Annotated in this window: 14 protein-coding genes; 7 read left to right on the top strand and 7 right to left on the bottom strand. The window is 70.8% G+C overall.

From position 1 onward, the window contains the following. Window positions 1–110: DnaB-like helicase C-terminal domain-containing protein (locus D7V88_RS45100; protein ID WP_147448669.1), on the top strand; the 110-nt coding region annotated here is incomplete at its 5' end. A 26-nt stretch (window positions 111–136) separates the two neighbouring features. Here D7V88_RS45100 and thiD read toward each other — a convergent pair. The 3 genes from thiD to D7V88_RS09400 are packed head-to-tail and all read right to left on the bottom strand — an operon-like array spanning window position 137 to window position 2,159. Further along, on the bottom strand, window positions 137–877 hold the full coding sequence (thiD, locus tag D7V88_RS09410; RefSeq protein WP_120540287.1) for a bifunctional hydroxymethylpyrimidine kinase/phosphomethylpyrimidine kinase: 741 nt from the start codon (window positions 875–877) through the stop codon (window positions 137–139). Continuing rightward, complete coding sequence (locus D7V88_RS09405; protein WP_120540286.1) at window positions 874–1,644, bottom strand: gamma-glutamyl-gamma-aminobutyrate hydrolase family protein; 771 nt, start codon at window positions 1,642–1,644, stop codon at window positions 874–876. Before D7V88_RS09405 ends, thiD begins: the two co-directional genes overlap by 4 nt. 8 nt (window positions 1,645–1,652) lie before the next feature. Continuing rightward, window positions 1,653–2,159: a thiamine phosphate synthase gene (locus D7V88_RS09400; protein WP_120540285.1), complete on the bottom strand. Its 507-nt coding sequence runs from the start codon at window positions 2,157–2,159 to the stop codon at window positions 1,653–1,655. Window positions 2,160–2,252: 93 nt separating this feature from the next. On the opposite strand from D7V88_RS09400, the gene D7V88_RS09395 reads away from it, so the two are divergent. The 3 genes from D7V88_RS09395 to D7V88_RS09385 are packed head-to-tail and all read left to right on the top strand — an operon-like array spanning window position 2,253 to window position 3,504. Further along, a complete protein-coding gene (locus tag D7V88_RS09395) occupies window positions 2,253–2,540 on the top strand; it encodes a hypothetical protein (protein ID WP_120540284.1) in 288 nt (95 codons plus the stop codon). After that, complete coding sequence (locus D7V88_RS09390; RefSeq protein WP_120540283.1) at window positions 2,537–2,848, top strand: DUF1844 domain-containing protein; 312 nt, start codon at window positions 2,537–2,539, stop codon at window positions 2,846–2,848. The genes D7V88_RS09395 and D7V88_RS09390 overlap by 4 nt, the downstream gene beginning before the upstream one ends. Beyond that, window positions 2,845–3,504 (top strand): hypothetical protein, encoded by a 660-nt coding sequence (locus D7V88_RS09385; protein WP_120540282.1) that lies wholly within the window; start codon window positions 2,845–2,847, stop codon window positions 3,502–3,504. The genes D7V88_RS09390 and D7V88_RS09385 overlap by 4 nt, the downstream gene beginning before the upstream one ends. Window positions 3,505–3,588: 84 nt before the next feature. On the opposite strand, the gene D7V88_RS09380 is transcribed toward D7V88_RS09385, so the two are convergent. After that, the gene (locus D7V88_RS09380; protein WP_244238069.1) at window positions 3,589–4,260 is read right to left on the bottom strand and encodes a hypothetical protein; all 672 of its coding nucleotides are present in this window, start codon (window positions 4,258–4,260) and stop codon (window positions 3,589–3,591) included. A gap of 103 nt (window positions 4,261–4,363) precedes the next feature. On the opposite strand from D7V88_RS09380, the gene clpB reads away from it, so the two are divergent. Further along, window positions 4,364–6,991 carry an ATP-dependent chaperone ClpB gene (clpB, locus tag D7V88_RS09375; RefSeq protein WP_120540280.1) on the top strand — a complete coding sequence of 876 codons (2,628 nt, stop codon included), beginning with the start codon at window positions 4,364–4,366 and terminating at the stop codon, window positions 6,989–6,991. Window positions 6,992–7,066: 75 nt separating this feature from the next. Here clpB and D7V88_RS09370 read toward each other — a convergent pair whose 3' ends face one another. From D7V88_RS09370 to D7V88_RS09360, 3 genes are read right to left on the bottom strand one after another with little or no spacing between them, the layout of a single operon-like run. Then, on the bottom strand, window positions 7,067–7,804 hold the full coding sequence (locus tag D7V88_RS09370) for a glutathione S-transferase N-terminal domain-containing protein (RefSeq protein ID WP_120540279.1): 738 nt from the start codon (window positions 7,802–7,804) through the stop codon (window positions 7,067–7,069). A gap of 36 nt (window positions 7,805–7,840) precedes the next feature. Next, window positions 7,841–10,978, bottom strand: coding sequence for a serine/threonine-protein kinase (locus D7V88_RS09365; RefSeq protein ID WP_120540278.1), 3,138 nt, complete (start codon window positions 10,976–10,978; stop codon window positions 7,841–7,843). Between the two features lie 9 nt (window positions 10,979–10,987). Further along, window positions 10,988–11,881, bottom strand: a complete 894-nt coding sequence (locus D7V88_RS09360; RefSeq protein WP_120540277.1) for a hypothetical protein — start codon at window positions 11,879–11,881, stop codon at window positions 10,988–10,990. Window positions 11,882–12,147: 266 nt separating this feature from the next. Between D7V88_RS09360 and D7V88_RS09355 the strand changes: the two genes are divergently transcribed. Next, window positions 12,148–12,360 carry a KTSC domain-containing protein gene (locus D7V88_RS09355; protein WP_120540276.1) on the top strand — a complete coding sequence of 71 codons (213 nt, stop codon included), beginning with the start codon at window positions 12,148–12,150 and terminating at the stop codon, window positions 12,358–12,360. A 277-nt stretch (window positions 12,361–12,637) separates the two neighbouring features. Next, entirely contained in the window at window positions 12,638–13,342 is a 705-nt protein-coding gene (locus D7V88_RS09350) for an NADPH-dependent F420 reductase (RefSeq protein WP_120540275.1), read from the top strand. The last annotated feature ends 24 nt before the right edge of the window (window positions 13,343–13,366 follow it).

Raw genomic sequence — 13,366 nt, 5'->3', positions numbered from 1 at the left:
TCCCCGTGGAGCTCATCGTCGCCAAGCAGCGAAACGGCCCCATTGGCTCCGTGGACATGGTGTTCCTGTCGGAGTTCACCCGCTTCGAAAGTCGCGCCCGGGGCGACTGACGCCCTGACGGTTCCGGGGCCGGCCGTCAGTCGCGGCCGGTGCGCAGGTAGCGCGTGACGTGCTCACGCGCGGCCCGGACCGCGGCCTCCGGCCCCGTGCCCCGGCCCAACTCCGCCGCCAGCGCGGAGGCCAGCCGGCAGCCCGTGCCCCGGCGCTCCGGGGGCCGCTTGAGCCGGCGCCCCCGCATCACCAGCGTGCGGCCGGAGAACGCCAGCACGTCCGCCAGCCCCTGCCCTTGCGGCAGGTGCCCGCCCTTCACCAGCACCACACCGAAGCCCAGGCGGCAGAGGCCTTCCGCGGCCTCCTGCGCTTCTTCCACCGTGCCGGGCGCGGGCCGGCCCAGGAGCCACCCCGCTTCGTCCAGGTTGGGCGTCACCACCACGCGCGGGCCCGCCAGCGCCAGGTAGTGCCGGGGCGACAGGCGCGACAGCACCTGCCCTCGCGACGAGCGCACCACCGGATCCACCACCCACCATGCATCGGTGCCCTTGAGCGCGGCCCTCGCCGTGGCGAGCTGCGACGGGCCGGGCACCACGCCCCACTTCACCGCGTGCAGCACGCCCCACTCGCGCGCGGCGGCCACCTGCGCCGTCAGCATGCGGGGCGCCGCCGGCACCACGGCGAAGGTGTGCGTCCCCTGCGCCGTCTGGGCCGTGGGCACCGCCACCGCGTCGCCGCCGCGCGCTCGCACCGCGGCGACGTCCGCCAACAGCCCCGCCCTGCCCGTGGGCTCCAGGCCCGCCAGCAGCAGGACGCGCGGTCTCACCGGCGGTGCTCGCGCGCCTTCTGCACCAGCGACTTGTAGACGCCCAGGTGCACCGGGATGGTGCTCAACATCAGCTCCGGGTGCCACTGCACGCCCAGCGCGAAGGCGTGCGCGGTGGACTCAATCGCCTCCACCACGCCGTCCGGCGACAGCGCGCTCACCGCCACGTCCGTGCCCGGCTTGTTCACCGCCTGGTGGTGCGTGGAGTTCACCATCAACTGCCCGTGGCCCACGGCTTCCGCCAGCAGCGTGCCGTTCTTCACCTCCACCGGGTGCTGCGGCTGGGTCCGGTCATGCTTCTGCTCGTGGTCGCGCGCCCCGGGCACCTCCCGCAGGATGTCCTGAAACAGCGTGCCGCCCAGCACCACGCACAAGAGCTGCATGCCGCCGCACACGCCCAGCACCGGCAGGTTGCGCTTGAGCGCGCCCCGGATGAGCTGGGCCTCGAAGGCCGTGCGACCCTCCTTCAGCGGCCCCATGCCCTCGCGGACCTCCTCGCCGTACGCGGACGGAGGGATGTCGAAGGCGCCGCCCGTCACCACGATGCCCGACACGCGCTCCAGGTACGCGTCCACGCAGGAAGCGTCGTCCGTGTACGGCAGCACGAAAGGCAGGCCCCCAGCGCGTAGCACCGCCTCCGCGTAGGGCACCTTCAGCTCGTAGCGGGGGAAGGCGGAGTCGGCCGGCTGGGCCCAGTCCGGGCTGAGGCCGATGTTGGGACGACGCGGGGTCGGCCCGTGGTGACGCGGAGGCGGATGGTTCATGATGGGAGGTACTACCCTGTTTCGAGGCTAGTCCCCCGGGCGCCCCTGTCAAACGCCTCCGCCAGCAGCCGCACCCGCTCGGCGATGTCCTGGGCAAGCAGGGCGTCGGACACCACCGCCGCGCCGTGCGCCCCCGTCGCCGCCAGGGCCGCCAGGGCCCCTTCCGTGCCCCGCGCCGTGACGCCCACGAGCCGCCCGGGCCCCAACAGCTCCCGCGCCGCCTCCGGGGGCAGGTCCTCGTCGCCCACATGCACCCCGTGCGCGTCCGCCAGGAGCGCCAGGTCCACCCGGTCGTTGAGCAGGCACAGCGCGCCCGCCTGCCGGCAACGGGCCACCACCGCCCGGGCCGCGGCCAGGGCCTCCCGGGGCGGGGTGTGCTTCATGCGAAGCTGCAGCACCCGCGCGCCCCCGGCCAGCAGGCGCTCGGCCTTCTCCACCAGGGACAGCTCCGGGCGGAGGCTGTCATCGCACAGCAGGTACGGGCCACGGGGAAGCGCGGGACGGGGCGGGACGTTCATCGGTTCCAGGTGCCAGGGACAGCGGCGTTGACAGGCGCCCTTCCTGCTATAAGGTGGCGCGCTGTTTTCCAAGCAATTCCGAGGATTTGAATCATGGCGGATGGCATCAACCCGAAGCACACCGACAAGCGCACCACGGAGCGCTACCAGCGTGGCGACCTGGCACTCGAGGAGGCGTACAAGAAGCACCTCGAGGAGCTGCCGGACGTGGCCGACAAGGGCGTCCCCATCGAGACGCTGATGGGTGACGAAGTCGACGACCTGGACGACGACGAGGACGAGGACGACGACCTGGACGAGGAGGATGACGCGGACGACGAGGCGGACGACGCCGACGACGCCGCGGAAGGCTCCAGCGAAGAGGACAAGGCCGCCGAATGAGCCCTTCGGAGAAGCGGGGTGAGACCTTCGTGATGACGGGGGAAGCGAGCCCCGCCTCCGAGGAGTCGTTGTCGTTCAGCACGTTCGTCGTCGGCCTGGGTTCCGCCGTCCTCATCCACCTGGGGGGCGCGCCGAACCCGGAGACGAACCGCGTGGAGAAGGACCTGCCGTCGGCCCGGCAGAACCTGGACCTGCTGGCGATGCTCCGCGAGAAGACGCGCGGCAACCTCACCGCCGACGAGGAGAAGCTGGTGGACGGCCTGCTGTCCGACCTGCGCCTGCGCTACGTGGAGGCAAGCCGGAAGTGAAGCCTCCTGAAGTCAGCCGCCCGGGGTCGCTTCCTCGGGGCCTGCGGTGGGCCGCGTCCATCTGCCTGGTGCTCTCCGCCCTGACGGGGATGCTCTCCTGCAACGAAGCCTCCGTCCTGATGGAATTCGAGAAGCACCGCACGCTCCAGTTGGAGCGGGTGCCCTCGCTGGGCCTGTTGGGCAAGGACCCCGCCTTCAGCCAGCGCATCGTGGAGGCGCAACTGTCCGCCATGGAGCACGTGCGCGAGCCGCGCGTGGTGGTCCTCACCGGGCTCACCCTGGTGTGCACCCTGCTCTTCTTCGCCTCCAGCCGCATGCTGCGCGCGCCGGACGGCATGCCCCGCGAAAGCTTCCGGCAATTGATTGGCACCGCGGGCATCCTCGCCGCCGTGCTGCGCACCATCGACGGGGCCCAGTGGACCGTGGTGGCCCAGCGCACCAGCGTCGTCATGGTGGAGGGCTTCAAGAAGCTGCCCGAGTTCCAGGACCCGATGACCGCGGACCTGCTCCCCGTGGTGCCCTACCTGCTGATGGCCACCTCCGTGCTGCCCACCCTCCTGGTGGCCGGCGGCTTCGCCCTGCTCGCCCAGTACTTCCGCAGCGAGGGCGTGCGCGACGTCATCGTCACGCTCGACGGCCCCACCGAAGACCCCTGAGGGTCCGCCGCGCGGTTCCGGTAGGAGCTCCGGGGACTGACACGGCAGGCCAACGCGGCGCGGCGTAAAACCACGCGCCAGCGGTCAGCCGGCGTCCGTCACCGCGCGGGGAGGCTGGGCGGGGCCCAGGAGCAGGGCTTCCAGGGCCGTCATCGCTTCCGCCTCGGCGCTGGCGTCCGTGCCCTCCAGCGGCAGCACGCGGGCCAGCGGGGCCTTGGGGATGCGCAGCAGCTCATCCCGCGTCAGGCCGAACACGTACGCCAGGTGGCCCATGGGCCAGCGCGACTGGAGCCGGGTGAAGACCTCGTCGTCCAGCTCGTCCAGGGGGCAGGGCAGCTCCGCCTCCTCGTACACCACCCGCTCTCCTCCCACCCGCCGGCCGTTTCCGTAGGCGATGACCTCCTCGCCCTCGTCCGCGTCGTACACGTAGGCGTGCACGGTGGCGTTGGCGGCGGCGGACAGCAGCCGGGCCAGCGCATGGTGGGCCGCGTACCAGTGGGCGCCCTGGCGTCCCTGGGAGAAGGGCCCCAGGAAGGACAGGCGCACCACCTTGCGGCGGCGGTTGATGGTGACGCGCAGCGCCGTGGCTCCCGGGGCGCTGTCCATCGACAGGGCCTCCCGGGCCAGACGCACCAGCGCCAGCCCGGAGAAGGTGTCGAGTCGAACGAGATAGCCGCCGTGCGCGTCCAGTGAAGCCCCCAGTGATGGGCGCCGCCTATAACCGACCCCCCCACCCCCTGGCAACTTCGGCACCACGAAAAGCCGGCTGCTTCCAGCGGCTCAAAGTATTCCGGGGAAATCGGAAGCCACACGGCGAGTGTCGTCTTGCCAAGGGGGATGCGGCTCTTACGTTCAAGGCATGCGACTCGACAAATACACGGTGAAGGCACAGGAGGCGATCCAGGAGGGTCAGTCCCTCGCCCGCCGGGCCGACAATCCCCACTATGAGCCGGAGCACCTGGCCACGGCGCTGCTGGGTCAGAAGGACGGCCTCGTCGAACCCCTTCTGCGCAAGATTGGCGTGGACGTGAAGCTGTTCGCGGGCCGCCTGGGCGACGCGCTCCAGAAGCTGCCGCGCATGCAGGGCGGCGAGAGCGCCATGCTCAGCCAGCGCCTGATGAAGCTCTTCGACAAGGCCGAGGACGAGGCCAAGGCGCTGAAGGACGAGTTCACCTCCTCCGAACACCTGCTCCTGGCGCTCACCCAGGACAAGGGCGCCGTCGGCGAGGCGATGAAGTCCTCGGGCGTCACGCGCGAGCGCGTCCAGGCGGGCCTCAAGGAGGTCCGGGGTTCGGGCCGCGTGACGAGCGCGGACGCGGAGTCCACCTACCAGGCGCTGGAGAAGTACGGCCGCGACCTCACGGAAGCCGCCCGCTCCGGGAAGTTGGATCCGGTCATCGGCCGTGACGAGGAGATCCGCCGCTGCATCCAGGTGCTCAGCCGCCGCACGAAGAACAACCCCGTCCTCATCGGTGAGCCCGGCGTGGGCAAGACGGCCATCGCGGAGGGTCTTGCGCGCCGCATCGTGGACGGCGACGTGCCGGAGGGTCTGAAGAACAAGCGCCTCATCACCCTGGACCTGGGGGCGATGGTGGCCGGCGCGAAGTACCGCGGCGAATTCGAGGAGCGCCTCAAGGCCGTCCTCAAGGAAGTGTCCGACGCGGCCGGGGAGATCATCCTCTTCATCGACGAGATGCACACGCTCGTGGGCGCCGGGAAGGCCGAAGGCGCCATGGACGCGGGCAACATGCTCAAGCCGGCGCTCGCGCGCGGCGAGCTGCACTGCATTGGCGCGACGACGCTGGACGAGTACCGCAAGCACATTGAAAAGGACGCCGCGCTGGAGCGCCGCTTCCAGCCGGTGTTCGTGGGCGAGCCGTCCGTGCACGACACCATCAGCATCCTGCGTGGCCTCAAGGAGCGCTACGAGGTGCACCACGGCGTGCGCATCCAGGACACCGCGCTCGTCGCGGCGGCCACGCTCAGCCACCGCTACATCGCGGACCGCTTCCTGCCGGACAAGGCCATCGACCTCGTGGACGAGGCCTCCAGCCGCCTGCGCATCGAAATCGACTCCATGCCCACGGAGATCGACGACATCCGCCGCAAGGTGACGCAGCTCGAAATCGAGCGCGAGGGCCTGCGCAAGGAGACCGACCCGCACTCGCGTGAGCGCCTGGCCCACATCGAGAAGGAGCTGGCGAACCTCAACGAGAAGTTCAACACGTTGAAGGCGCACTGGGACGAGGAGAAGAAGTCCATCGCCGCGCTGCGCACGCTCAAGGAGAAGCAGGAGAAGGCGCGCAACGACCAGGCCGCCGCGGAACGTCAGGGCGACCTGAACCGCGCCGCGGAGCTGAAGTTCGGCGTCATCCCCTCCCTGGAGAAGGACGTCGCGGCGCAGAACGCGAAGCTGGCGGAGCTACAGAAGCACCAGAAGTTCCTCAAGGAGGAAGTGGACTCCGAGGACATCGCCTCCGTGGTGGCCAAGTGGACGGGCATCCCCGTCTCCAAGCTGCTCGAAGGCGAGATGCAGAAGCTGGTGCACATGGAGGACCGGCTCGCGCAGCGCGTGATTGGCCAGCGCAGCGCGATTGAAGCCGTGTCCAATGCCGTGCGCCGCGCGCGCAGCGGGTTGCAGGATCCGAACCGGCCCATCGGCTCGTTCATCTTCCTGGGCCCCACGGGCGTGGGCAAGACGGAGACGGCGAAGGCGCTGGCGGAGTTCCTCTTCGACGACGACACGGCGATGGTCCGCATCGACATGTCCGAGTACATGGAGAAGCACGCGGTGTCGCGGCTCGTCGGCGCGCCCCCGGGCTACGTGGGCTACGAGGAGGGCGGCCAGCTCACGGAGGCCGTGCGCCGCAGGCCGTACACGGTGGTGCTCTTCGATGAAATCGAGAAGGCGCACCACGACGTGTTCAACATCCTGCTGCAGATCCTCGACGAGGGCCGGGTGACGGACAGCCAGGGCCGCACGGTGGACTTCCGCAACACGGTGCTCATCCTCACGTCGAACATCGGCTCGCAGGCCATCCAGGACGGCATGGCGGGCACGGAGGTGCTCAACGAGAAGACGCGCGGCGAGGTGATGGACGCGCTGCGCGGACACTTCCGCCCGGAGTTCCTCAACCGCGTGGACGAGGTCGTCGTCTTCGAACCGCTGCGGCGCAAGGACATCTACCGCATCGTCGACATCCAGTTGGCGAAGCTCCAGAAGCTGCTCCAGGGCAAGCGCCTGGCGTTGGAGCTCACCGACGGCGCCCGGGAGCTGCTGGCGGAGCGCGGGTACGACCCCACGTACGGCGCCCGGCCGCTGAAGCGGGCCGTGCAGAAGTACCTGTTGGATCCGCTCGCGCTCAAGGTCCTGAGCGGCGAGTACGCACCGGGTGAGACCATCCAGGCGGACGCGGGCCCCGACGGGCTCACCTTCGCCAAGGTGCTGATGGACAACTCCAAGGGCGTGAAGCCCGCGGACGGATAGGCGCCCCACGCGTCGCTGACAGTACGGGACGGGCCGCCTTCCACTGGGGGGCGGCCCGTTTTCGTTTCACGGCATTCAGGTGCGGCGGTGCTTGTCGTAGAGCGCGTCGCGCCAGGCGATGAGGTCGGGGAAGCGGGCGGCGAGCCCCTCGTGGGTCCACACCGCGCGCGTGCCAGGGCCCAGGGGCAGGTGACGATCCGCCACGGGGCCCGCGAGCACGAGCATCACCGAGGCGGTGATGTCCGCGTAGGTGAAGGTGCCTTCCAGGTACGGCCGTCCACCCAGCGCCGCGCGCAGCTTTTCAAGGGCGGGGACGACGGTGGCCTCGATGGCCTCCTCGGTGCTGACGGGGACCTGGTGCTTGCGCATGACGAAGCGCATGCCCATGCGGGCGGTGGGCGCGAACACGCCGCGCAGCCAGCCCGGTACGAACTTCGGCAGCGCTTCGGCCTGGGCACGGTTGCTGGCGAGCATGCGCGGCATCGCGTAGGTGCGCGCCACGTCCAGCACCTGCTCACTGGTGTCGTTCCAGCGGGTGATGGCCGCCAGGTGCTCCGAGGGGAAGAGCGGACTGCCCTGCCCCAGCTCCTCGGCGCGCTTCGCGATGGCGAGCGACCCCTGGACCGCGGCGCCGGGCGGATCGATGAGCAGCGGCACCGACCCCTTCACGCCGGGGGCCACCTGCTTGCGCAGCCAGCGCTCCTGGATGAGGGGGACGTAGTCGTGGAAACGGTAGGCGACGCGGTGGTGATCCAGGGCCCACCGGGCCTTCTCCGTCCACCCCGAAGAGGTCAATCCGACGAGGGTTCGCATAGGGGGCGCGACCCTAGCAGTCCTCGGCGTCTGGCTTCAGCGCTCGCGCAGGAAGGCCTCCAGTTCGGTCATCCGCAGCAGCCGGGGCTCGGCGGTGGGGAGCACGGCGTCACGGGCGGCCGTCACCAGGGCCCGGGCCCGCTCCGGCTCGCGGTGGGCCTTGCGCAGGGCGCGCGCCAGGGAGAAGCGCACCACGGCCAGCTCCAGCGGAGGGGCATCCGTCTTCTCCCACGCCGCCAGGGACTCGCCCAGCCGCTGACAGGCCCCCGCGGCGTCGCCTCGCGCCAGGAGCCACTCCCCCAGCACCTGGGAGAGGTCGGGCGGAGGTGGGGCGTCCGCGCCCGCGAGCCGCCGGTGCAGGGCCAGGGCCTCTTCGCCCGTGCGCCGTGCCTCCGCGTGCTGCCCGTCCTGCGTGAGCACTCCCATCAGCGCCGTCAGTGCGGAGAGCAATTCGCCCTCCGCCCCCAGCTCCCGCAGGAGCGCCACCGCACGCGTCGCCGACGCGACCGCGTGCTCCGTCCGGCCCAGTCGCAGGTGGGCCTCCGTCGCGTTCATCAGCGTCATGGCGAACACCGGATCCTCGCGGCCGTCCGCGGTCGCCACCTCTCGCTCCGCCTCCATCTCGTGAAGCAGCGTCAGCGCCTCCTGGGGCCGGCCCTGGTTGATGAGCACCAGCGCCAGGTTGTTGCCCGTGCGGACGCGGGAGGTCGAACCCGCGGGAAAGTGCTCGCGGTACATCGCCAGGGCATCTCGTTGGATCCGCTCGGACTCGTCGTAGAGGCCCATGCTGAAGGTCACCGCGCCAATGTTCGCGCGCAGGCCCAGGGCGTAGCGCAGCGGCTGGCCGGGGCCGTACATCCGTTCGAAGCGGGCCAGGCTCTCCAGGAAGCACACCCGGGCTTCCTGATAGCGGCGCAGCTCCATCAGCGTGCTGCCCCGGTTGTTGATCAGCATCGCGACCTTCGGGTGGTCGGGCCCGTAGGCGGCCTCGAGCAGGGTCTGCGTGCGTTGGCTGTAGGAAAGGGCCTCCTCTGCCCGCCCCAGCTTGCGCAGGGCCGTGGACAGGAGGTTGAGCGCCCGCGCGAGCCGGGGGGAGTCCTTCCCATGGTGTCGCTCCTGGAGGGCCAGGGCCTGCTGGATGAGCGGCAGGGCTTCCTCGGGGCGGGACTGCTGCACGAGCGAGCTTCCCTGGAACACCAGCAACTGGGCCTCCAGTTCCGGGTTGCCTCCGGCGCGCTCCAGGAGGGCCCGGGCCTGCTCGGCGTGGAGCTGCGCCTGTTCCGGCCGCTGGGCGAGCTCTCCGTCGATGTAGACCTGATGCACCACGGCCTCGGTGGCGTGGAGGTCATCGCGGCCCGCGAGCGATGCCAGCATCGCGCGGCGCAGCGTCGTGGTGGCGGCCTCCTCGCGAAGGAAGGCGCGCGCTTCGCCCTCGACGAGCAGGGCCTCGCCCAGCAGCGGCTTGTAGCCGATGGCTTCCGCCTCGGTGACGATGGGGCCCACACGGTCCACCGCCTCCTGCCACCGGTCCGCGCTCAACCGGGCGCGCGCTTCGTCGAGCTTCGCGTAGGCGGCCTTCACGCGGGCGGCGACCTCGGGACGCTCGGGTGGGGGCACCGGCTGTGACAGCGCCTCCACATCCGCGCAGCGCGAGAGCGGGCTCAGGGCCTGCGCCGTCTCCGGGGCGCTCGCGACGCTGTCGCGGTCCGCGGTGAGCAGCACGTCCGTGAGCGCGCCCAGTTCGCGGCGCCTGCGCTCCAGGCAGTTCATGCGCAGGTCCATCACCGCCTCGGACTGGTTGCCGCGTCCCCGGGTGGCCTCGCACGCCTGACGGCGGCTGTCGTGCCAGGAAGCAGCGTAGGCATCCAGCGCGCGCGCCACGGCCTGGTGCGCGGGCAGCGCGCCCGGCGCCCCCGTGGCCTGGAAGGCCTTGAGCAGCGCGGCCTTCCGGTCCGCGTCCCAGACGCCCACGAGTCGCAGCGGATCCTCCGCGCAGGGCGGCGTGCTCATCACCACGAACACGGTGGCCGCGACCGCGAGCAGCCCCGCCCCCACGCCCGCGACCGCCACCTTCTTGCTGAAGACAGGGAAGGCGGCCCGCTCCAGCGCGTCGAGCAGGGCCGGCATCGACGCATGACGCGCTCCCGGCTCCGGTGACAGGCCGCGCACGAGCAGCGCGTGCACGGCGCGCGGCACGGAGCCCCGGTTCGTCGGGCCGCCCTGCTCCGGCGGCGGTGGCTTCTGGCCCTGCAGCCCTTCGTAGAGCGACACGCAGAAGGCGTATTGATCCGAGCGTGCGTCGGAGGGAGCGCCCGCGAGCACCTCTGGCGCGATGTACCCGGGCGTGCCCGCGACGGCGGTGGCCGCGTTCGCGAGGCTCGGGGAACCGCTGTCGCCCGTGCCCGTGCCGATGCGGGGCATGCCACCCGACGCAACCGGCGTGGACGTCGCGGACTCCACACGCGCCAGTCCGAAGTCCGTCACGCGGGCGCGGCCTTCCTTGTCCACGAGGACGTTGTCCGGCTTGAAGTCGCGGTGCACGACGCCCGCCGCGTGTGCCGCCGCGAGCCCCCTGCCCGCCTGGAGGTACAGCCGCACCACGTCGCGCCACGGCCGGGGAGAGGCCCGCAGGTGCTGTCGCAGGGTGCCGCCGTCCACCAGCTCCATCGCGATGAAGACCACGTTTCCGAACGTGCCCACGTCGTGCACGGTGACGACGTGCGGATGGCGCGTGCGCGCGGCGGCCTGGGCCTCGCGCAGCAGCCGCTCCGTCATGCTCCCCGTGCCGTCCGCTTCGGGCAGCGTGCGCAACAGCTTCAGGCCAATCCGCCGGTCGAGGCTCGGATCATAGGCCGCGTGGACGACGCCCATCCCCCCCGCGCCCAGCCGCTCCAGCACCACGTAGCGGCCCAGCAACGTGCCCTGCGCGATGAGCGGCATTCCCGAACCGGACAGGCGCGCGCCCGGAGACTCCGACACGAGCAGCACCGTGCGCGCGTTGTGCACGTCGGGCGCGGGGGCGGCGCGGATGCGCATGAAGTCGGCCAGGGCTTCGCGGCAGGACGCGCATGCATCCAGGTGCGCTTCGGCGCGCTCGCGCAGGGCCTGCGACGGGACGCCGTCCGCGAGGTCGAGCAGTTCGACCTCCTCCAGGTGGGACGCGGAATCGGACATGGACGACCTTCAGCCTTCCTTCAGGAGGGACGCGAGGCTGACATCCAGGCTGCCGTCCAGGACGCGCAACAGGCTGTCGAGCTGCGAGGTGTTCAACGCGAGCCGCCGGGCCAGGCCCTCGCGGGTGGACTCCAGCAGCGCGTCGCGGGCCTTCGCCATCCACCGCGACACGGTGGAGGCATGCACCTGGTGCATCGCGCCCAGCGACTCCACGCCCAGGCCCTGCACGAGCCCCAGGCGCAGCAGGTTGCGGTCGCGCGGGGACAGGGCCGCCAGGGCCTCCGCGAAGGCGGCGCGGAAGGCAGGACGGGAGCGGTGGCGGATGAGCTCCAGCTCCGGATCATGCGTCCCCAGCTCCGCGGCGATCACCGCGTCGTCCAGGGGACTGGTTCGCTCCGGCCGGCGCTTGAGCGACAGCGCCACGCCCAGCGCCACGGCTTCCGTCCACCGGCGCAGCGGCCCCCGGCCCGCGTACGCCTTGAGACGGGGCGCGTGCGTGGTGCCCTCTTCCACCAGGAGCCGCAGGCGCGTGAGCTGGAGCACCTCATCCACGAATGCGTTCGAGTCCTCCACCCGGCGCACCGCGCGTCCGGCGGGCACCAGCGCGGTGGAATCCAACGCCTCCAGTGCGGCCCGGTGTCCCTCCACCGCCGCCAGCGCCAGGTACAGGTCCTCGCAGCACAGCGCGGCCAGGGCTTCCCCCAGGGGTTCACCCACGGGCGTGTGCAGGCCCAGGTGCGCGGCGAAGTCACCGGGCGTGAGCCACGCGCCGGACCACGCCTGCTCGCAGCGCGCGACGATGTCCCTCAACATGGGCGCGAGCCCGGCCTCCTCGTCGGAAGTGAAGCGCTGCGTGGCCCCCCCACGGAAGGCCGCGACCAGCTCTGATGAAAGATTCGACATGGCGGCGCGGCCGGCCCCCAAAGACCGTCCGCGCGAGAATGTTATCGAAGGAGTCCGTCACGGCGGAAGCCCCTGCCCTGCCCCACTGCGGACACTGTCTGTTCGGTGTCACGCCCGCGACATCAGCCCCCGGCGCACGATGATGGGTGTGACCCACCTCGCAGGTAGGTCAGGGCGTGGGCCCATGAAAGCCCGTCATCCCCAGGTGTCCCCTACCCCTTTCGGGGAATGGTGCTGTCGGATGGGGGGACCCGAGGATTCCGACCATGCACCGCACACCCGTCGCTTCGGGCAACATCCTCTCCATCGGTTACGACCCCGCGAGTCAGACGCTGGAGGTCGAGTTCACCAACCGTCACGTCTACCAGTATCTGGGGGTGCCCGCGGCGCAGCACCGCGCGCTCATGCAGGCGGCCTCCCACGGTGAATACCTCGCGGCATTCATCAAGGGCCACTTCCGCTATCAACAGGTGGGCTGAGCCGTTCACTCCAGCGTACGGCCGCTCCTCCTCTGCCAATTGAAGATCCTCACTCCGGAAGAGGACGGAGGCGGCCCGTTGCACCCTGTGGCGAAGCCCCTCGACGAGAAGCGTGGCCTGTCCACGTTCCGACATCGCCTTCCTCCGCTGAATGCATGGCGGCAGGGCGGTGCGAGGACTATCTGGGGTGGCACCCCGGGCCCGCGCACGCAAACCGGTGGAGGTCACCGGTGCGCCCACCCGCAGATTGCTTCGCTCCCCTGGAAGGAACCGACACATGAAGATTGGAATCATCGGCGCCGGCTACATTGGTGGAACCCTCGCCCGGCACTGGGTCAAGCTGGGGCATGAGGTGGTGATCGCGAACTCGCGCGGGCCGGAGACGCTGAAGGAGGTCGCGGCGGAGACGGGCGCGAAGGCTGTCACCCCCGCCGACGCCGTGAAGGGCGCGGAGGTCGTCGTCGTCACCATCCCCCAGAAGGCGGTCCGCGACCTGCCCAAGGACCTCTTCGCGAACGTGCCGAAGGAGGTCATCGTCATCGACACGGGCAACTACTACCCCATTCGGGATGGCGCCCTTTCGGAGATCGACAAAGGCATGGTCGAGAGCGAATGGGTCGCGAAGCTGCTCGGCCGGCCGGTCATCAAGGTCTTCAACAACATCTACTCCAAGAGCCTCCTGGAGAAGGGCGTTCCCAAGGGGACGCCGGGCCGGATAGCGCTGCCCGTCGCGGGGGACTCTCCCGAGGCGAAGGCCAAGGTGCTCCAGCTCGTGGAGGCGCTCGGCTTCGACGCCATCGACGCTGGTGGCATCGCGGACTCCTGGCGCCAGCAGCCCGGGACGCCCGTCTACACCCAGGACTTCGATGCGGCGCACGTGAAGAAGGCCCTCGCCGAAGCGGACCGCGCTCAAATCCCGAGCTACCGAGAGAAGGCCAATGAGGGGTTGAAGCAGTACTTCGCGTCGCAGTCCAAGAGCTGATCCCGTCGGACTTCGGCGAGGACA

It is taken from the genome of Corallococcus terminator (assembly GCF_003611635.1).
In the GTDB taxonomy this organism is placed as follows: domain Bacteria; phylum Myxococcota; class Myxococcia; order Myxococcales; family Myxococcaceae; genus Corallococcus; species Corallococcus terminator.
Note: the sequence above shows the minus strand (reverse complement) of the source record. Positions and strands in the feature narration are given on the sequence as shown.

Bases quoted from the DNA above. Each gene is read 5' to 3' on its own strand.
- D7V88_RS09390 (WP_120540283.1), top strand. From the start codon at position 2,537: ATGAGCCCTTCGGAGAAGCGGGGTGAGACCTTCGTGATGACGGGGGAA.
- D7V88_RS09400 (WP_120540285.1), bottom strand. From the start codon at position 2,159: ATGAACGTCCCGCCCCGTCCCGCGCTTCCCCGTGGCCCGTACCTGCTG.
- D7V88_RS09355 (WP_120540276.1), top strand. From the start codon at position 12,148: ATGCACCGCACACCCGTCGCTTCGGGCAACATCCTCTCCATCGGTTAC.
- D7V88_RS09360 (WP_120540277.1), bottom strand. From the start codon at position 11,881: ATGTCGAATCTTTCATCAGAGCTGGTCGCGGCCTTCCGTGGGGGGGCC.
- D7V88_RS09395 (WP_120540284.1), top strand. From the start codon at position 2,253: ATGGCGGATGGCATCAACCCGAAGCACACCGACAAGCGCACCACGGAG.
- D7V88_RS09350 (WP_120540275.1), top strand. From the start codon at position 12,638: ATGAAGATTGGAATCATCGGCGCCGGCTACATTGGTGGAACCCTCGCC.
- clpB (WP_120540280.1), top strand. From the start codon at position 4,364: ATGCGACTCGACAAATACACGGTGAAGGCACAGGAGGCGATCCAGGAG.
- D7V88_RS09370 (WP_120540279.1), bottom strand. From the start codon at position 7,804: ATGCGAACCCTCGTCGGATTGACCTCTTCGGGGTGGACGGAGAAGGCC.
- D7V88_RS09365 (WP_120540278.1), bottom strand. From the start codon at position 10,978: ATGTCCGATTCCGCGTCCCACCTGGAGGAGGTCGAACTGCTCGACCTC.